At 50.3% G+C, this 19,335-nt stretch carries 20 protein-coding genes; 12 read left to right on the top strand and 8 right to left on the bottom strand.

Annotated features, from left to right (window positions below):
- Positions 1–8: 8 nt before the first annotated feature.
- On the top strand, positions 9–812 hold the full coding sequence (locus tag DDY07_RS14025) for a uracil-DNA glycosylase (protein ID WP_171696307.1): 804 nt from the start codon (positions 9–11) through the stop codon (positions 810–812).
- Positions 813–816: 4 nt separating this feature from the next.
- On the top strand, positions 817–1,371 hold the full coding sequence (gene rimI, locus DDY07_RS14030) for a ribosomal protein S18-alanine N-acetyltransferase (protein ID WP_101051819.1): 555 nt from the start codon (positions 817–819) through the stop codon (positions 1,369–1,371).
- A 103-nt stretch (positions 1,372–1,474) separates the two neighbouring features.
- On the opposite strand, the gene DDY07_RS14035 is transcribed toward rimI, so the two are convergent.
- Entirely contained in the window at positions 1,475–1,642 is a 168-nt protein-coding gene (locus DDY07_RS14035) for a hypothetical protein (RefSeq protein ID WP_171696308.1), read from the bottom strand.
- A gap of 556 nt (positions 1,643–2,198) precedes the next feature.
- On the opposite strand from DDY07_RS14035, the gene DDY07_RS24320 reads away from it, so the two are divergent.
- Positions 2,199–2,327 (top strand): hypothetical protein, encoded by a 129-nt coding sequence (locus DDY07_RS24320; protein WP_020482963.1) that lies wholly within the window; start codon positions 2,199–2,201, stop codon positions 2,325–2,327.
- Between the two features lie 596 nt (positions 2,328–2,923).
- On the opposite strand, the gene DDY07_RS14040 is transcribed toward DDY07_RS24320, so the two are convergent.
- Together DDY07_RS14040 and lnt are read right to left on the bottom strand one after the other, a co-directional pair.
- Entirely contained in the window at positions 2,924–4,432 is a 1,509-nt protein-coding gene (locus DDY07_RS14040) for an alkaline phosphatase (RefSeq protein WP_171696309.1), read from the bottom strand.
- Between the two features lie 45 nt (positions 4,433–4,477).
- The gene (lnt, locus tag DDY07_RS14045) at positions 4,478–6,034 is read right to left on the bottom strand and encodes an apolipoprotein N-acyltransferase (RefSeq protein WP_367650880.1); all 1,557 of its coding nucleotides are present in this window, start codon (positions 6,032–6,034) and stop codon (positions 4,478–4,480) included.
- 102 nt (positions 6,035–6,136) lie between these two features.
- Between lnt and DDY07_RS14050 the strand changes: the two genes are divergently transcribed.
- On the top strand, positions 6,137–7,645 hold the full coding sequence (locus tag DDY07_RS14050) for a hypothetical protein (protein WP_171696311.1): 1,509 nt from the start codon (positions 6,137–6,139) through the stop codon (positions 7,643–7,645).
- Here the strand turns inward: DDY07_RS14050 and DDY07_RS14055 are convergent.
- The 4 genes from DDY07_RS14055 to DDY07_RS14070 all read right to left on the bottom strand — a co-directional run bounded on the left by DDY07_RS14055 (position 7,623) and on the right by DDY07_RS14070 (position 11,346).
- Positions 7,623–8,522, bottom strand: coding sequence for a 5'-nucleotidase (locus tag DDY07_RS14055; RefSeq protein ID WP_033158850.1), 900 nt, complete (start codon positions 8,520–8,522; stop codon positions 7,623–7,625). The genes DDY07_RS14050 and DDY07_RS14055 overlap by 23 nt on opposite strands.
- A gap of 2 nt (positions 8,523–8,524) precedes the next feature.
- Entirely contained in the window at positions 8,525–10,249 is a 1,725-nt protein-coding gene (locus tag DDY07_RS14060) for an SPOR domain-containing protein (protein WP_171696312.1), read from the bottom strand.
- Between the two features lie 63 nt (positions 10,250–10,312).
- Complete coding sequence (locus DDY07_RS14065; protein ID WP_171696313.1) at positions 10,313–11,044, bottom strand: class I SAM-dependent methyltransferase; 732 nt, start codon at positions 11,042–11,044, stop codon at positions 10,313–10,315.
- A complete protein-coding gene (locus tag DDY07_RS14070) occupies positions 11,041–11,346 on the bottom strand; it encodes a DUF1244 domain-containing protein (protein ID WP_171696314.1) in 306 nt (101 codons plus the stop codon). The genes DDY07_RS14065 and DDY07_RS14070 overlap by 4 nt, the downstream gene beginning before the upstream one ends.
- Before the next feature lie 112 nt (positions 11,347–11,458).
- Between DDY07_RS14070 and DDY07_RS14075 the strand changes: the two genes are divergently transcribed.
- From DDY07_RS14075 to DDY07_RS14095, 5 genes are read left to right on the top strand one after another with little or no spacing between them, the layout of a single operon-like run.
- Complete coding sequence (locus DDY07_RS14075; RefSeq protein ID WP_171696315.1) at positions 11,459–11,788, top strand: hypothetical protein; 330 nt, start codon at positions 11,459–11,461, stop codon at positions 11,786–11,788.
- A gap of 26 nt (positions 11,789–11,814) precedes the next feature.
- Positions 11,815–12,357 carry a septation protein A gene (locus DDY07_RS14080; protein WP_033158845.1) on the top strand — a complete coding sequence of 181 codons (543 nt, stop codon included), beginning with the start codon at positions 11,815–11,817 and terminating at the stop codon, positions 12,355–12,357.
- A complete protein-coding gene (locus tag DDY07_RS14085; protein WP_171696316.1) occupies positions 12,357–12,659 on the top strand; it encodes a YciI family protein in 303 nt (100 codons plus the stop codon). Before DDY07_RS14080 ends, DDY07_RS14085 begins: the two co-directional genes overlap by 1 nt.
- Positions 12,656–12,919 (top strand): BolA family transcriptional regulator, encoded by a 264-nt coding sequence (locus DDY07_RS14090; RefSeq protein ID WP_020482975.1) that lies wholly within the window; start codon positions 12,656–12,658, stop codon positions 12,917–12,919. Before DDY07_RS14085 ends, DDY07_RS14090 begins: the two co-directional genes overlap by 4 nt.
- 14 nt (positions 12,920–12,933) lie before the next feature.
- The gene (locus DDY07_RS14095) at positions 12,934–13,905 is read left to right on the top strand and encodes a peptidylprolyl isomerase (protein ID WP_171696317.1); all 972 of its coding nucleotides are present in this window, start codon (positions 12,934–12,936) and stop codon (positions 13,903–13,905) included.
- Positions 13,906–13,988: 83 nt separating this feature from the next.
- Here DDY07_RS14095 and DDY07_RS14100 read toward each other — a convergent pair whose 3' ends face one another.
- Positions 13,989–14,192, bottom strand: coding sequence for a bacterioferritin-associated ferredoxin (locus DDY07_RS14100; RefSeq protein ID WP_171696318.1), 204 nt, complete (start codon positions 14,190–14,192; stop codon positions 13,989–13,991).
- A gap of 239 nt (positions 14,193–14,431) precedes the next feature.
- On the opposite strand from DDY07_RS14100, the gene DDY07_RS14105 reads away from it, so the two are divergent.
- From DDY07_RS14105 to fdhF, 3 genes are read left to right on the top strand one after another with little or no spacing between them, the layout of a single operon-like run.
- Positions 14,432–14,908 carry a formate dehydrogenase subunit gamma gene (locus tag DDY07_RS14105; RefSeq protein WP_033158843.1) on the top strand — a complete coding sequence of 159 codons (477 nt, stop codon included), beginning with the start codon at positions 14,432–14,434 and terminating at the stop codon, positions 14,906–14,908.
- Positions 14,908–16,452, top strand: a complete 1,545-nt coding sequence (locus DDY07_RS14110) for an NADH-quinone oxidoreductase subunit NuoF (protein WP_171696319.1) — start codon at positions 14,908–14,910, stop codon at positions 16,450–16,452. Before DDY07_RS14105 ends, DDY07_RS14110 begins: the two co-directional genes overlap by 1 nt.
- Before the next feature lie 20 nt (positions 16,453–16,472).
- Complete coding sequence (gene fdhF, locus DDY07_RS14115) at positions 16,473–19,325, top strand: formate dehydrogenase subunit alpha (protein WP_171696320.1); 2,853 nt, start codon at positions 16,473–16,475, stop codon at positions 19,323–19,325.
- The last annotated feature ends 10 nt before the right edge of the window (positions 19,326–19,335 follow it).

Consider the following 19,335-nt stretch of genomic DNA (forward strand, 5'->3'; position numbering starts at 1 on the left):
GAGCCGCCATGGATAACGCGACCCGCTTGCAGTACATGGAGGCGATGGGCATTGACGTCTGGACACTTAGGCGTCTACCCATCGCAGTTCCGCAAGCGGCCGTTCATTGTGAAAGTCGAATCGAACACGTAGTACCGGCTACCCCCTTTGCAGCCCACGAAGTTGAGCCTTCCGAGCAAACGGTATCAAGCGTCATCGAAACCGTTAATATCGAGCTTCCGCGACGTTCTGCTTCGCCGTCGTCACACGCCAATGATCAAATATGGAGAGACCTACAACTCGAGGTTTCTTTGTGCCAAGCCTGCTCGCTGTGTAAAACCCGCACCCAAACCGTATTCGGTGTCGGTAATAAACAGGCAAGCTGGATGTTGATTGGTGAGGCGCCTGGGCAAAATGAAGATTTACAAGGCGAACCGTTCGTCGGCAAAGCCGGCCAATTATTAACCGAAATGTTGCGGGCGATAGGTTTAAAGCGGGAAGAAGTCTATATAGCCAATATATTGAAATGCCGGCCGCCGAATAACCGTGATCCGCAAGCCGAAGAAGTCGCCGCCTGCAATCGCTTTCTGCAGCAGCAAATCGAATTGATACAACCGAAAATAATTTTGGCGGTAGGCCGGATTGCTGCGCAAAGCTTGCTAACCACCCAACAACCTCTGGCAAAATTACGCGGCGTTCAACACCAATTACACGATATTCCGCTGATTGTCATTCATCACCCGGCTTACCTATTGCGCTCGCTACTGGAAAAGGCAAAGGCCTGGAGCGACTTGCAGTTTGCGCTGTCGGTCTATCAAAAACTAGAAAAATAAAACCATGTGGAAACTGTTACATAAACTGAAAGATGCAGTGATTTACGACGCGGACCGCGAGTTTTACGCCAAGGTGTTTCCAGACTCGGTAGATAGCAAAGACTTAATGCGGATGCGCAAAATGGATCATGCTGATTTAACCAGCGTCTTGAAGATAGAAGAGTTAAATTACGAATTTCCGTGGTCGGAAGGGATATTTAAAGATTGTTTCCGCACCATGACTTACACCAGTTGGGTGTGCGAGGCGCCAGATGACAACATAGTAGGCTATTGCATCATCAATGTAGCCGCTGGCGAAGCTCACATTATGAACATCAGCGTCAACCCCATCTTTCAACGCCAGGGAGCCGGCCGCAAAATGTTGGAACACTTAATCGAATACGCCCGGCCCCGCGCTGAGAAAATATTCCTTGAGGTGCGCCCCAGTAATCCTGGAGCCATCAATTTGTATCGAAAAACCGGTTTTCGCGAAATCGGCACCCGTAAGAATTATTATCCAGCCAAAAACGGTCGCGAGGACGCGATTATGTTTGAGTTGGACCTGGTGCCTATGCTCTAGCAGGGTTATGTAGACTCACTGTCGGCCTAAATTATCCCGCCAACACTATTCCTCGGAAACGGTAACCAATCCGATTAGGGTCGTACATTAGGCGTTTAACAAGTTATACAGCCGGATATTTTTTCAATCTATCTTTCAATTGCTGAGTCTCTTGCTTCAACCAATTTGCCGTTTGGACTCTGAGGTCAATTTCGTAAAGATATATTGGATTTGCTTGAAAACCAGCATCACGGGTTTTAAGCGAGTTGGATTTACCGAATTTAGTTTTCATCGTAATTCCCTTAATTGAAGCTTTTCTAATCCCCACAAGCAATTGAATTCGTTAACTTACCAATACTGCTCAGAAAAGTAACTAGTCGTACCGAAAATGTAGGTGGCTAACATTAGGCAAGAGATACAAAGCAAATATCACACCATTTTCTGGCAACGGAATGGCCTTCGCCTACTCGAACGATCTGCGTAAATAAGACTATTTTTTCAGCGCAGTATTGCCATAAGTGACAGTTACCTGACATTTTTGGTCAGTAACGCAAAAGATCGCTTATCTTTGCCCCATACGTCGACGCGCCAAAGCCAAAAGCTAATCTGTTAGGCGGATGACGAGATCGTTTGATTGCACAAACATAGCGCCACCACCAAGCCATGGCAGTTCAAATGAATAAATTTGTAAAATTTAATTGACTTTAAGAAAGCGAACCAAGGGTTTGTTTTGGATGATTTTGTCCACTTTTTCGGAAACACGCCATCTACAAGAGTGACCAAAACACTGTTGAGTTTTAGCAAAAAGGTGGCAGAATCGGTCCAGCCGATAGCTTTTGGGAGGTCTTATGAAAATACTTGCAGTACTGATACTCGCCGGACTTACTTATGGTCTTGCGTTATTCATACTTGGAATAATCAAAGAATTGGCGGAATTCGCCGTTGAGGCATGGCGTGACGTTGAGATAGGAAGATAATTTTATTTAATAGCAGTCAGACCGATATCTTTAGTTTTCAAGAATGCATTAAATTGTCAATTAGACAAGCAGAGCCGGGAACAATACCCGGCTTTTTTGTATTCGTGGTTTTCTCGTGCACATATCTAAACTATAAATACGGGTAATCTTGAAGGCGGCATGGTTTTTATTCGCACGCTATTTGGCACAAATGCCGGCTGTCGGTGCGTCGATTTAGATAACAGTCGCCCGCATTCCTTACAGATAAAATTCCCGGTTGGCGACCCGTAGGCGAATTCCATGGTCAAGTTAGAGTGGTCGCAATAATTGCCGTCTGTATTGCTGGTTATTGGTATCGCTTTTAAATTGTCCATAATTTTTCCTTATAACCGTCTAAGCTAGATTTGTATGTCGGTACTTTATTCAGACTTCCTTAAATCTAGATTATGTGTAAATTAAGATTGCATTATTAGTGGCCCGAGCAAATCCGGCCACGAGCTAATTTGCCATGAATTTTTAAATTTGCCGGTATAGTTTGGCTCGTACGCTTAATACAAGTACACGGTCTAATGCCTTATCTTTATGCTGAAAATCCTGTGTTCACGATTGGTGAGACTTTACCGCCCGGCTTTAAACTTCAAGGCATGCGCCATCACTTGATAGATGTAACTTTGCTCTTGTACGCCATGAAATAAATGCGCTTTGGGGCCGAAGGCGAAAATCGCCACATCTTCGGCGCCGTGCGTTTCGCTGCCTAGCGGTACAACGGCTTCCTGCAAAAAATCGGGATGTGCGGTATCGACAGCGCTTAGATCCGGGCGACCGTTTTTACCTCGATAACCCGGACCGTTGGCGTATCCCAACGTCGCGTAAGGCAATCCGTTACTGTCCTTGGCAAAACCGGTTTCGCCGGTTTGTTTTACCAAGCCCATAATAGGATTACCGCGTTGCGGATAGCCGGCGATGGTAAAGGTATGGCTATGGTCGGCGGTAACTATGATTAACGTATCCTGAGGATTGGTTTTTTCCAACGCCTTGCGTACCGCATTAGATAGCTCGATGGTTTCCGTCAAGGCTCTATAGGCATTACCGGCGTGATGGGCGTGATCGATACGGCCCGCCTCCACCATCAGCACATATCCATTTTTATTTTTCGACAATATATCTATGGCTTTTTCGGTCATCTCGGTCAAAGACGGCTCGCCACCTTTGTCACCAAACCGATCATGCTCGTATTCCATATGCGAACGCTCGAACAGCCCCAGCAAATGCTCGGTTTGCTTGGAGTCTATGGCGTCGAAGCCGGCTTTGTTATAAACGTAAGCCGATTGCGGATATTGGGCTAGCCAACGCTGAGTCAAATCAACACCGTCTTTGCGGCTACCAAACTTGTCACTATCTTCCGGATCCGGCGTCGTTTCGGGCAAAAACATGCTACGCCCGCCCCCCAACGCCACTTCCAGGCCATTGCCGTATTCGAAACCCAGTAATTGTTTGGCAATATCGCGAACGGTGGCGCCCGCAGGAATTTGCGCATCGGACTCCCAATCGCGTTCAGAGGTGTGGGCGTAACAAGCAGCCGGCGTGGCATGCGTAACTCGGGCAGTAGAGACCACGCCAGTTGATAGGCTTTTTTCCTCTGCTTGCTCTAGCAAGGTTTTCACCTTATAGGTATTGACGACCTCTGCACTCTTTTCCTGGCGAGCCACCTGCATGCCTACAGACAATTCGCCATCATTGGTTTTCACACCGGTAATAATCGCTGACATGGTCGGCGCAGAATCCGGAGTTTGCTGATTGGCGCTATAGGTTTTCGATAGCGCCACATACGGCGCGGCTTCGAAACTCAGCGAATTCTCCTCGCCACCGCGATTGCCGGGTTTGCGCTGCCCCTCCAGAATACGCGCGGCGGTAATAGTCGAGATGCCCATACCGTCACCAATGAACAGAATGACGTTTTTGGCGAATGCTCGATTAGATTCCAGTTGCTCAGCCGCCTTGATACGGTTTTGCCCAGATTCCAACCAGAATGCCGGCGTTTCTAAAACTGGTTCAGCGTGGGATGCTCCGGAAGCCAAGGTCAGTGTGCTAATCAGGATTGAGGATTTACAGTGCTTGAGGATCATAAGAGCTTTTGATGAGGGATGTTTTATAAATCAAGCACCACATTTCTAAACGGCTTCAACGCCTTGTTTGGCAATACGCGCATCGAATCTGCGATGCCTGACATACGTCACTAGCAGCAACACCGCCAACACCCCGAAAAAACCTTTGTCACCCAAGATGACGTAAGGCGTAAGACCACGCATCGGCACTATATAATCGGTTAAAGTCGTGGTGGTAAACAAAGGCGCTTGCTTACGTAATGCCCCGTCCGGACCAACAAAACCGGTCACGCCGGTATTGGTCGCGCGAACCAGATAGCGGCCGGTTTCCAGCGCCCGCATTTGCGCCATTTGCATGTGTTGATGCGGCTGTGAGGAATCGCCGAACCAAGCGTCGTTAGTCATATTGACGATATACGCTGCATCCGCCACTTGCCTGGCAACCAATTCGCCGAAGGCATCTTCATAACAGATCGTGGTGACAAACGCATGACCGCCCGCCGTCAACAATGTTTGCCGGTCGCCACCGGCCGCGAAATCGCCCAGCGGTATTTGCAATTTATCCAATACCCAACCCGATAAAGGCTGAAGCGGTAAATATTCGCCAAATGGCAGTAAGTGATTTTTATGATACAGGGCTTGTTTTTCGCCTAAGGTCATGACGCTGTTGTAATAATCCTTACCCTGCCCGCTACTGGGTAGCCCAACCACCAAGTCAACCCCATGCGCTTGCGAGGCAGCTTGTAGCGGATCAATGTAGAACTCTTTTACTTGCGACAGAAAGGCCGGAATCGATGTTTCCGGCCAGATGATTACATCAGAATCCCAATGCTGTTCGGTAAGTTCCTGATATAGCCTGAGTGTGTTGAGTTTCTGATTTTTCTGCCACTTCTGATCCTGGCCGATATTGCCTTGTACCAAGGTGACCTTGATCGGCGCGCCGACGGCTTGAGTCCACGCCACCGTTTGCAAATAGCCACCGCCTACCCAAATTACCCCTAAAACCAGCAGCCCCGGCAAAGCCGGCAATTTGCCACGCACTAATTCGACTAAGGAAAAAGCCGATACCACCAACAAAAACCCGACCCCATAAACCCCGGCCAGTGGAGCGTAACCGGCCAACGGCGTAGATAGTTGACTGTAAGCGATTTGCAGCCACGGAAAACCGTTCAACAACCAATAACCGCGGAAATACTCGACGGCTACCCAAGCAATAGCGGCAACTATTATGCGTAGCCAAACCCCGGAACAGATTGAGGCTTTGGCGATAAACCAGCCTGTCAAAGCCGGAAATAAGGCCCAAACCGCTACCAGCAGAGCCGTCAACGCTATCGAGCTATACGGGTCGCCGCCGCCGAAATCGTGAATACTGATATACGTCCACCAAATCCCCGATCCGAACAAGCCCAAACCGAACAAATAACCACTAAGAGCGGCCCTGTTCGGCGCCTGCCGCTGCCAAACCCAGTAAATAAAAGCTAAAGCGCCAATTGCTGCGTAAGCGTAACTGTATGGCGCAAAGGCCATGGTGAGCAATGCTCCAAAAACGGGTGCGGCAAGTTCCCATTTACAATTCAATATTCGCTTCATTACTCTGCTGTGTTTATTCGATGGAATCGGCATTTTATGCAGCTGCCGAGGTTTCGTAAAATCGGCAACTGCCTATAGCCGTCAATCTGAACTAAACTGAGTTTATGTTTTCAACACATCTTAACTCGCAAGTACATGACCGATAACGCATCACTGCCTTTTGAGCTGTCAACGGAATCCCTCGGCGGATGGATTAATTCACTAAGCGCGCTACCCGCGGCGAACGCGGCAAACCAGTTGAATCTGGTCCTTAAACAACTGAGTCGCTTTAACGGCACAGTCGCAAACGTATTGCCGATACTCGTAAACTTAACCCCGCTGACATTGCATTTATCCAATGGCTTGACCAACGCGGCGCGTTCCGAAACAGACATAGCCACCAACACCAAAGCGCTGAAAATTGCGAAGCTAGCCATCCAGCTACTCAGACATTTGAGCCTGGCTTTTTGCCGCACGGTCGAGACCAAACAACTCGATACATCGCTGACCCAACAAGCGATATTTTATGCCTTGCAGCTCGCGGGGTATTGTCTGCGCAGCACGGCGCTGTTTTACGAAATGCCGTCCACGACCTTGTGGAAAAAGAGCGGCCTGCTTTACACCATAGCCGGCGAACTGCAACTGCTAAAAAAGCCGGTCTCGTCCAAACCTCAGGAATTCAAGTTACAAAGCACCATTGAAGCAGTCATCAAGCGCAACCTATTGTTTGCACTCAGCAAACCCAACCAATATTCAACAACTGAAATCAGTCAATTATTTCAGTTGGTCAGTCGGCATCAGGATCGCCTGGAAATCAGCAAAACACCCAATCCGGATTGCCGTTTTATTTGGAATGTGGGCAGTGAACCAAGCCCTATGCCGCGTACTAACAGCACATTGCCACGCGGCTCGGTGTACATCAGTTGCCAGAACTTCGGCCATGCCTTGCAACTTGGCGAAATCGAGACCGAACTGAATTCAAACATGCAAACCAAACTGGCCTTGCATTTGACGGGATACAGCAATATTTTCGCATCGGTGGCCATCGGCCCGCCGATGCCGGCACACTTACTCGAGGGCTTCGTTGCGGTTAGCGCCCATCTACAAGGTGAAGAAAAATTATCGAAAATCATGAACCTGAGCTCGCAGTTATCGCGCGGAAGATCCCTGGCTCGCGATATGTCTCTAGTGCCGTTGGAACATGAAAAAAGCTTCTACAAACCGTTAAATTCTTCGCTAATCAGTTTTCCCGAGCATGGCACCAGTCTGAGCCTGTTACGCAACGTCAGCAAGCAATTCCTGGTCGCGGAAAGCCCCGCACCCAATTGTTCAACCGGCGATATTGGCTTACTTTGCCGGGAGCAACAACCCGCCAAACTGGTAATAGTTCGCCAGCAAACGCTCTTTGAAGATGTGACACTAATTTTGCTGGAACCCATAATCGGCAACATTACCATCCACGATATCGAAAATGCCGGTGACAGTAACAGCCAGAAAGCGATAGTCATCGGGATGGAAACCGCTCAACCTGAAGTGTTGTTAGCCAACAGCAAATACGCGGTAGGCAGTAAAATCAAACTGCTATACGGCAACACCTTGTATTTGAAAGCTTGCGTAGAAAGTACGCCGTGGTTAGTGCGCTTCAAGGCCGGTGTTGATTTGTGACGCCATGCGGGACGTGAGCTGCTGCAATTTGATGTGACTCCGCGGAATCGCAATGGCCTTTTTGATCATCGAAGAAAATATCGGCGCCAAACGCTTTTAAAAACGCCCCCTTGGGCATGCCGCCTAAAAACAAGGCTTCATCTATCCTGATTCCCCAAGCACGCAAGGTTCTGACGACCCGCTCGTGCGCGGGCGCGGCGCGGGCGGTGACCAATGCCGTGCGAATTGGCGACAAATCTTGATCGAAATGGGTTTGAATGCGGTGCAAAGCACTTAAAAACTCTTTCAATGGCCCGTCCGATAAAGGCTTATGCGCTTCGTTGCGCTCGTTGGCTGCAAAAGCCGCCAAACCGTGTTGCTGATAAATGCGCTCGGATTCGTCGGAAAACAGCACCGCATCACCATCGAAAGCGATCCGCAATTGCGGAGAAGGATTGGCTACCGCGCCGGAGACAATGGTTGCGGCGGCATAGCCCGCAGCCAAGGCCTTTCTGACATCCTCACCATTGGCGGATAGAAACAAATGCGCACCGAAGGCCGGGATATATTCGTAAGGGGATACGCCGCTGGTAAACGCCGCCCGGCTAATCGCCAAATCGTAGTGGTTGATTGAGTTAAAAATACGCAAGCCGGTATCCGCGCTATTTTGCGACAGCAGGATAATCTCCACCAGCGGCGCACCGGGAAAGGCTTTGTTGATATCTAAAAATTTCTTGACCAAGGAAAAGCCGAAACCCGGCGGCAGAATTTCATTTTCGTGTTCAATCTGATAATGACAAAAGGCTTCCTTGCCCTGGGTCTCGAAAATCGCATGCGATTCATCGAGATTGAATAAGGCCCTGGACGATACTGCAACTACCAGTTTCTGATTATCCATGGCTATTCTTTATTGCGGGTAACCCACACCGAATCGAGATTAAGGGTTTTCTTGATTTTTGCTGCGTAAGCCGCCGCTTCGTATTGGGTTTTAAAACCGTCCACAAACAAACGATACCAGTTCTCGCCCTTGGATTCGGTTTTGACTACCTTGGCAGGGACGCCCTTGCCCGCGAATTCTTGGGCTTTACTCTTGGCGTACCAATCCTGTTTAAACGCAATTAAATTGACCGCCCAATTTTCTTCCACCGGTTCCGGCTTTTTCTTCTCCGGTTTAGGGGCCGGCGCGGCTGCTTGCGCTCGACCTTTTTCCAAGGCGCTCACCTTGTTTTGCAAGGCTTCTATGGTGGCGCCTATTTGCATAATCTGGCTGCTGATTTCGGCAGAAGGCTTGGCTTGATCGCCGTTGGCTTTTGCCGGACCCGGGTCAGCATGCCCAGCCTTACTTAATTCAGCGATCTGAGTGGCCATCACACCATTGCTGACCGTCAATTCATCCAGCTGTTTGCGCAACATTTCCTTGTCCGCGGCATCGCTGGTGGGCGCGGCATTCACTTGTTCCTGCAATTTCCCGATAATAGTCACCAACTCGCCGACTTGCGACTTGGCAATCATGCCTTGTATGCCTAACCCAGTGCCAATCAGCAGCGCCGCCACCGCGATGCCGTTCGCCACATAGGCAGCTACCGGTTTTTTCGCCGCCAAGGCCTCCACGGCCCGCTTGGTTTTCTTCTGTTCGGTCTGCACACTTTCCAGACTATCCAGACAACCAAGCAGCTCATTTTTACCCGCCGCCTCGGTTAAATCGTGGCGCATCTGCTGCTGATGTTTCTTGAGATCGACGATATTCCGATTCAAAGCGGCAATTTCGCTGCTATGATCGATGACTTGTACCTGCGGCACCGGGCTTGCTTGAACTTGTTCGGCCGCTGCGGCAATCGGCGCTGTTTCCGGCTCGTTAGCCTGGACAACGACTAATTCTTCCTCGTTTTCTTGCTCACTGACAGCCGCCGCCAATATCTGATCCAAATCTGGTTCCGGTTCCGGCGCGCTTGGTTGGACGTTGTTATCGGGTTCTTCCAAATCCGCAAATTCATCGACGATTGGCGTTGTCGCTGGTGCATACTCGTCATCAGCCGAAATGTCGAAATCCGCAATTAGAAAATCGGCATTACCGCCTGCCAAGTCAGCGTCATCGGAAAACTCGTCTATTTCAGCCATATTCTCCAGGTCGTCCACCACAGTTTCCGGCAAACCGACTGCGGCCACCGGTGCGTCCTCGGCGAAATCGTCGATTTGCCCCACCCTTTCTAACTCCGCGACTTCTTCAAACACGTCATCAACCGGCACCTCCAAAAGGTCCTGCTGATTGACGGCATCGACGATATCGACAAAATCATCGTCAACTACTTGCTGCTCGCGTCCGGGATTAATGCCTAAATCAACCTCCAAATCGTCGCCAAACTCGTCAATATCGTCTGCCAAACTTGATGCAGCCTTAGGTTCATTCGCACTCAGTAATTCATCGATATCCGCGAACTCGTCGATTTCCTGTTGCGCATCCGGCTCGAATGTCTCGTCGCCCACCAGCAAACGATCAATGGCTTCGTCATCATCTATCGTGCCAACCTGTTGTTCGGAGGGGTCGCCAATATTAAGCATGGCATCCAGATCGTCGGCAAACGCATCCAAGGTTTTTTTATTTTTACTAGCAGTCGATTCAGCCATGTTTTTTCTCGTTTAAGCTGCACACAGTTCAGCAAATCCTGATTTGTAGAACAGCACAAAATATCATTTAAGCGCAGTGACCAAGGCATTGACCTCCATGCGTTGCTGCAGTTCGATGTCCCGAAAACCCGCCTCAGCCATCTGCGCCAACGCGACGGATTCGCGCATCACGTGATTTTCCGACTCGTCGTTAAACAGATGGACTATCCAATGTTCGAGTAAATCCAAGCGGTTGATTTCGGTCAAAACCTTAAAGTAGCCGCCAACCTCTCGCTGTATGCTGCGGGTATGCGCGCTAATATCATCCAAAGCATACCGGTCGCCGTTGACGAATTTTCCACCCGGCTTTAATACCCGATATATTTCTGCCAACACTAGCCGCCGGTAATCGCTATGGAAATTATGCAAAGTATATGCCGACGCCAAAATATCGACGCTGTTGCTCGCTAAACCCTGCAACGCCGTCAACGCATCCTCGCCGGAAAAACGCAATCTGCCCGCGGCAACCCAATCGCGCAAACTCTGCTTCGCCTGGTTTTGCATGGTGGGTTCGTTATCGACACTTAATATATTAAGGTTGTCCGCGGCGGTCAGGATCGCCAGCGTAGTAATACCCGTGCCGCCCCCGAGCTCAACCACTGCCTGCGGCGTGCCTTGCTCCTCACAGTAATTGCCAACAATTTCACCGACCAAGCGACTCATTTCCGTCGCAAATGGGCAGATCAAATTTAACATTTGATATTCTTGACCCATCACGCTGGAGAACATCGCATCGAAGCGGTTTTCGTCTGTCATGGTTGTGCTTTCAATTTTTGCTTTGCGTCATACGCTGCCAGTTGTTCAGGCGTGGCCTCGCGTTGATGTTTGTCTTTCCATTCACTGTACGGCATACCGTAGACAATCTCCCGCGCTTGCTCGTAATTGATGTCAATTTCACGCTCGGCTGCCGCGGCTGCATACCATTTAGCCAGGCAATTCCGGCAGAAATCGGCGAGCACCATCAGTTCGATATTTTGGACTTCGGGATGCTGTTGCAAATGGACCAGCAATTTTCTGAAAGCCGCGGCTTCCAGCTCGACGTTATTGGACTGAATCATGAAATCCTCCTTTAAAACCGGCATTTTAGCAGCAAAGCCGTTAGGTTCATGTACAATTGCAGCCAAAGATTCTACAATGAAGTAATTGATACTTGGGCTCTAATCGCGCTTTGTGAACACAATACACAGTTCATCCTTGGCTTTTTATCCGGTCGGCTATAACCAGCCGAGAGCCGCACGGCCGGATAATAATCTTGAACAAAAGCAAAAGCCTAATAATGACGAAACCGGGATACCTCGGCAGAATCCTGATTTACCTAAAACATCGTCAACCGCTCAAATCAAGGCCGCTTTGGCGGACAACGGATTGACCGTAAGCAATAACAACCAACCAAATAATTCGCGCACCTTGAAAGCATTGAACGCCTACACAGAAAACCGCAATCAACCCGCTCAAAACCGGGTTGCCGAGATCATTTCCGGTATCGATCTTTACGTCTAACTCCCTCCCATCTTTCAACACCAATCATGAAGCCGCTTTTAGAGTTTTTCCCAATCGTTCTATTTTTTGTCGCTTATAAACTGTACGACATTTACATTGCCACCGCCGTCGTAATCGCCGCCACGGTTGTGCAGGTCATCAGCTATTGGCTGCTATATCGTAAAGTGGAAACCATGCAGTGGATTACGCTAGGGTTGATTTTGGTCATGGGTGGAGCAACGTTGTACTTACAAGACGAGCAATTCATTAAGTGGAAACTGACCATAATTGAGTGGCTATTCGGCGGTGCATTTTTAGTCAGCCAATTCGTTGGCAAAAAGACTTTCATAGAACGCATGATGGGCGCAAACCTGGAATTGCCTGATCGCATCTGGAAACGCCTTAACATGAGCTGGTCCATGTTTTTTATCGGAGTCGGCTGTTTAAATTTGTACGTAATGGCGAACTACAGCACCGACGACTGGGTCAGTTTTAAAACTTTCGGTGTTCCTGGCCTGATGCTTATTTTTATTGCCGTACAAATAGTGTTCTTGTATAAGTTTATTCCCGCACCAGAGGCTAAAGAGTAATGTTGTATGCCGTCATTGCCGAAGATGTCGCGGACAGCTTGAGTAAACGCCTGGCCGCCCGCCCACAGCATCTGAAACGATTAACCGCATTACAAAACCAAGGCCGCTTGGTTTTGGCCGGGCCGCATCCTGCGATAGATAGTGATAACCCCGGCGATGCCGGATTTAGCGGCAGCCTGATTGTTGCCGAGTTTGCCAGTCAGCAGGATGCGCAAGACTGGGCCGATGCCGATCCATATATCTCCGCGGGCGTATATGCTCGTGTTACCGTTAAACCTTTCAAACAAGTATTTCCCCAATGACAGCCGACCATATCAGACAAAAGCTGGAAGAAGCTTTTAAGCCAGAATTAATCGAAATCATCGACCATAGCGCTGCGCACGCCGGTCACGCCGGCAACAAAGGCGGCGGTCATTTCCATGTCACCCTCATATCCACTCAATTTGAAGGTAAATCCCTGGTACAAAGACATCAGCTGGTTTATCAAGCTTTGGGCGACATGATGAAGGATGAAATCCATGCCCTGGGCATTAACGCTTTAACCCCCTCTGAAAACAGCTAAAGGAAATTCTTAAGATGAAACTGAAACTTATTCCCCTGATACTAGCCAGTAGCGTATTGTTACCCGGTTGCTTCGAAGAAAAAGCTAAGGAAGCCGCCGCACCAGCAGCGCCGACTGTCAGCAAAGAGGACGCGGTTGCTTCGGTTAACGGCACTTATATCAGCAAGAAAACCTTGGAAACTTTGGAAAAGGAAATTGCGGAACGCAGCCAAGGCCAAACATTCCCCAAAGAACAGCTACTGGAAGAACTGATTCAACGCGAATTGCTGATTCAACAAGCGGTGCAAAAACAACTGGATAAATCGCCGGAAGTAATCGAACGCATGGCAACCGTAAGAAACTCCTTGCTGTCGCAAGCAGCGTTACAAGATTACCTAAAAGCCAATCCGGTTACCGACGAAGAAATCAAAGCGGAATATGACTCGAAAATGGCTAACATGGGCAGCGAATACAAAGCCCGTCACATTTTGGTTAAAACCGAAGACGAAGCAAAAAAACTGATCGCAGAACTGGAAAAAGGCGGGGATTTTACCGCGCTGGCTAAAAAGCATTCTATCGATCCAATGGGCTCCGAAGGTGGCGATTTAGGTTGGTTTACCGCAGACCGGATGGTCCCGCCATTTTCTGAAGCAGTGGTTGCACTGGAGAACGGCAAATTCAGCAAAACACCGGTACAAACTCAATTTGGCTGGCACGTGATTCTGCGCGAAGAGTCCAGAGCTTTGACACCACCGCCATTTGATTCCGTCAAAGAACAAATTCGCCCAATGTTACAGCGCCAAAAAGCGCAAGCCATGATCGAAAATTTGCGTAAAAACGCCAAAGTTGAAGTCTTGCTGCCGCCGACACCGCCAAAGCAAGAAGAGGCTCAACCAGCAGCGCCAGCTGATCAGGCTGCACCAGCTCCTGCTGCGGAGGCCGAACCGGCCAGCGCCGCACCTAACGCAGACGTAAAACCCACCGAACCTGCGGCTACAGCTAAATAACGCACACCCAACAGGGCGGTCCAACCGCCCTGCCTTTTCATAGTACAAGTCTTATATTGCTATAAGCCCAGCTTTCTAAATAACTATGCCGCTTGGACTTGAACTCGAGCGTGCATCTTCCGATTCTGCATATTTTCATCCAGTAAAGCTTTAATACTGGCTGTGCATTTTCCACATACACCGCCCGCCCCCGTGCACTGCATTAGTTGCCTGCGATTGCACGCACCTTGGCTAATTGCCTGCCTAACCTGCCTATCGGTGACCGCTTTACACACACATACGTACATGACACCCTCTCTTAAATCATATGCGCATTAATGATAACAATTATCATTTAAAAGTAAAGCATCCACCATCACATTTTTTTCCACGCGAACTTCCGGAACCAATCAGAGTCCGAAGATGCAATTACCTTGCTTTGCTTAGGAAATACGCGGGATTGAGGCATGAACCCGAATTGCAAACCCGGGTTTGTTCATGATTAAATAGGACGATAACCTTTTCGTCATTTATTACAGAGCCAATGATGCAAGACTATCAAACCCAAAAACCCACCGTGTTGGAAATACTGGATACTCATCAAGCGATGCCGGGTAATCTGTTGCCCATATTGCATGGTATTCAGGACACACTGGGCTACATCCCGCCGGCTGCCGTAGTAGACATTGCCAAATCACTCAACCTTTCCCAAGCGGAAGTCCACGGGGTTATTAGTTTTTATCATTACTTCCGGGAAACTCCGCCCGGAGAGCACACGATAAGGATTTGTCGGGCCGAATCATGCCAAGCCATGAACGGTAAAGCATTGGAAACCCATGCCAAACAACAGCTTGGCATCGACTTTCACGAAACAACAGCCGACGGAATTTTTTCATTAGAACCTGTTTATTGTTTGGGTAACTGCGCTTGCTCGCCATCAATCACGATAGACGACGAGGTGATTGGCCGCGTCACAACCGAAAAATTCGACCGATTGCTAGCCACTTATAAAGGTGCCAAATAATGACCCGCGTATTCATATCCCGCGACTCCACCGCGCTTTCCTTAGGTGCGGAGCAAGTTGCCAAGGCCTTAGCACAGCAAGCCTCCAGCAAAAACCTTTCAGTAGAAATTGTCCGCAACGGCTCGCGCGGATTGTTCTGGCTGGAAACCCTCGTAGAAGTCGAAACCAGCCAGGGCAGAGTTGCCTATGGCCCAGTGCAAGCAGAAGATGTGGCATCTTTACTCGATGCCGGCTTGCTAGAAGGGAAGCAACACCCGCTTTATTTAGGCAACATTGAAGAAATAGCCTATTTCAAAAATCAAAATCGCCTTACCTTCGCCCGTGTCGGCTTAACAGACCCGGTCAACATCGACGACTATTTGGCTCACGATGGATACCGTGGCCTGAAAAACGCACTGGCTTTGCACGCCACCGAGATCGTCAAGCAGGTCACTGACTCAGGCCTGCGTGGTCGTGGCGGCGCCGCGTTTCCGACAGGCATAAAATGGAACACAGTACTAAACGCCCCAGCAGACCAGAAATACATCGTCTGCAACGCCGACGAAGGCGACTCAGGTACCTTCTCCGACCGGATGATCATGGAAGGCGACCCCTTCGTATTGATCGAGGGTATGACTATCGCTGGCTTGGCGGTGGGTGCTACCCAAGGTTATATTTATCTGCGCGTCGAATATCCGCACGCCAAAATCGCACTGAATCAAGCCATCGAAGCCGCCTACAAAAACGGCTATCTGGGCGAAAACATTCAAGGTAGCGGCAAAACCTTCCACTTAGAGGTTCGTAGCGGCGCCGGCGCTTATATCTGCGGCGAAGAAACATCTTTATTGGAAAGCTTGGAAGGCAAACGCGGATTGGTGCGTTTTAAGCCACCGCTTCCCGCTATCGTCGGCCTGTTCGGCAAACCCACCATCGTCAACAACGTCATTTCGCTGGCCTCGATTCCGGTGATCCTGGACAAAGGCGGCGAATATTATAAAAACTACGGTATGGGCCGTTCGCGCGGTACCCTACCCCTACAACTGGCGGGCAACATCAAACATCCAGGGTTGTTTGAAGTGGCTTTCGGCATGACCTTGCGCGAGCTGCTTTACGATTACGGCGGCGGCTCCGCCAGCGGCAGGCCGATACGCGCGGTTCAGGTGGGTGGTCCATTGGGTGCCTATCTGCACGAAGGCCAGTTCGATACCCCGCTCGATTACGAAGCCTTCGCGGCAATATCAGCGGTATTAGGCCATGGCGGCATTGTGGTTCACGACGACACCGTCAATATGGCCGACATGGCCCGTTATGCAATGGAATTTTGCGTGGAAGAATCCTGCGGCAAATGCACACCTTGCCGAATCGGATCGACACGCGGCGTCGAAGTAATAGACCGCATTGTCGACGGCGTGCAAAAGGATAAAAACACCGTGTTGTTGCGCGATTTATGCGACACCATGACTTACGGATCTTTGTGTGCGATGGGCGGCATGACACCATTCCCGGTGTTGAGCGCGCTGAATCATTTCCCTGAAGACTTTGGCCTCGAAGCCGCCAAAGCCTGATCGATTACCAGGAGATAAATATGTCTGCCAATAACGAAATAGATTACGGAACTCCCGCGAGTTCGTCCGCAAATCAAGTCACTCTGGAAATCGACGGCCACAAGGTAACTGTCGCCGCCGGCAGTTCCGTGATGCGCGCCGCCGCAGAAGCCGGGATCAGCATCCCTAAACTGTGTGCCACCGACAGCCTCGATCCGTTCGGCTCGTGCCGGATGTGTCTGGTGCAAATCGAAGGCGCCCGCGGCTATCCAGCGTCTTGTACCACCCCGGTCGCGGACGGCATGAAGGTCTGTACCCAAAACGATAAATTGGCCAGCATCAGACGCGGCATCGCCGAACTTTATATCTCCGACCATCCTCTAGACTGTCTGACCTGTGCCGCCAACGGCGACTGCGAACTGCAAGACACCGTCGGTCAAGTTGGCTTGCGTGAAGTCCGCTACGGCTTCGACGGCGAAAACCATCTGAATTCCGAAAAAGACACCAGCAATCCTTATTTCAGCTTTGATCCATCGAAATGTATCGTTTGCTCGCGTTGCGTGCGCGCTTGCGAAGAAGTGCAAGGCACTTTCGCCCTAACTATTGACGGGCGAGGCTTCGACTCCAAAGTCTCTCCAGGCCAAAACCAGCCATTCATGGAATCCGAATGCGTATCCTGCGGCGCCTGCGTACAAGCTTGCCCTACAGCGACGCTGATGGAAAAATCGGTAATCGATAATGGCGTACCGGAACACAGCACCATCACCACCTGCGCCTATTGCGGTGTCGGTTGCTCATTCAAAGCCGAAATGAAAGGCGAACAACTGGTGCGCATGGTGCCTGACAAAAACGGCCAAGCCAATCATGGTCACTCTTGTGTAAAAGGTCGTTTCGCGTTCGGTTATGCCACGCACAAAGACCGCATCACCACTCCCATGGTCCGGGAAAAAATTTCCGATCCTTGGCGCGAAGTCAGCTGGGAAGAAGCCATCGGTTTTGCCGCCAACAAATTAAAAGGTATTCAAGCCAAATACGGCAAAGACTCGATCGGCGGTATCACCTCGTCACGCTGCACCAACGAAGAAACCTATCTGGTGCAAAAATTAATCCGAGCCGGCTTCGGTAACAACAATGTCGACACCTGCGCCCGCGTTTGCCACTCACCGACCGGCTACGGACTGAAAAGCACATTTGGTGAATCATCCGGCACCCAAACCTTTGACTCGGTGATGCAGTCCGATGTGATTATGGTTATCGGTGCCAACCCGACTGACGGCCACCCGGTTTTCGGCTCGATGATGAAACGCCGCTTGCGCCAAGGCGCAAAACTAATCGTGGTCGATCCACGCAGCATCGATTTGGTTAGCAATAGCCCACATGTAAAAGCCGACTATCATCTAAAACTGCGTCCCGGCACTAACGTTGCCGTCGTCACTGCATTGGCGCACGTCATCGTCACCGAAGGCCTGGCGGACGAAAAATTTGCGCTGGAACGTTGCGATGTCGAGTCGTTTAACAAATGGAAAACCTTCGTTGCGCTGCCTCAACATTCACCTGAAGCCGTTGCCGAATTGACCGGCGTGCCTGCCGAGAGCATGCGCGCGGCAGCCCGCTTGTACGCAACAGGCGGTAATGGTGCGATCTATTACGGTTTGGGCGTTACCGAACATAGCCAAGGCTCGACGACCGTCATAGGTATCGCCAATTTAGCGATGGCTACCGGCAATATCGGCCGCGACGGCGTCGGCGTCAATCCATTGCGCGGACAAAATAACGTGCAAGGCTCTTGCGATATGGGTTCGTTCCCGCACGAGTTCGTCGGCTACCGCCATGTTTCCGATTCGCAAACCCGCATTCAGTTCGAGACAGCTTGGAACGTAGCGCTGTCATCCGAACCCGGCTTACGCATCCCGAATATGTTTGCCGCCGCTATCGACGGCAGTTTCAAAGGCTTGTACGTACAAGGCGAAGACATCGCTCAATCGGATCCAGACATCACGCATGTTCACCACGCGCTACGCGAACTGGAATGCTTGGTGGTACAAGACATTTTCCTGAACGAAACGGCCAAATTCGCCCACGTATTTTTACCGGGCTCCTCGTTCCTGGAAAAGAACGGCACGTTTACCAATGCCGAACGCCGGATTTCACCAGTTCGCAAAGTCATGACCCCACTGGGCGGCAAGGAAGACTGGGAAGTAACCCAGGACTTATCCAACGCACTGGGTTATCCGATGAATTACAGTCATCCTTCAGAAATCATGGAGGAAATCGCGGCTCTAACACCGCAATTCGCCGGCGTCAGTTACGAAAAAATCGACGAAATGGGCAGTATCCAATGGCCTTGCAACGACGAAACCCCGGACGGCACGCCGATTATGCACGCCGATCACTTCGTCCGCGGCAAAGGTCGTTTCATGCTGACCGAATACGTTGCCACCGAAGAACGCACCAGCAGCAAGTATCCGTTGATCCTGACAACCGGCCGAATCTTGTCGCAATACAACGTTGGGGCGCAAACCCGCCGCACTGAAAACGTTGCTTGGCATGAAGAAGACCGTCTGGAATTGCACCCGCACGATGCCGAAGTCTTAGGCATCAGCGATGGCGATTGGTGCGGCGTGAAAAGTCGCTCCGGCGAAACGGTATTGCGCGCCAAGGTCACGGACCGCATGCAGCCGGGCGTGGTTTATACCACTTTCCATTTCCCGCATTCGGGCGCGAATGTTATAACCACTGATAACTCGGACTGGGCAACCAACTGTCCGGAATACAAGGTTACAGCGGTGCACGTCGCCAAAGTGGCGCAACCGTCGGCATGGCAACAGGAATACCAAGACTTTTCTGACAATCAGTTGTCTTTGCTGGAAAACCGCATCGCGGTCAACGAGTAAACCGCAGCCG

The organism is Methylomonas sp. ZR1 (assembly GCF_013141865.1).
GTDB lineage: Bacteria > Pseudomonadota > Gammaproteobacteria > Methylococcales > Methylomonadaceae > Methylomonas.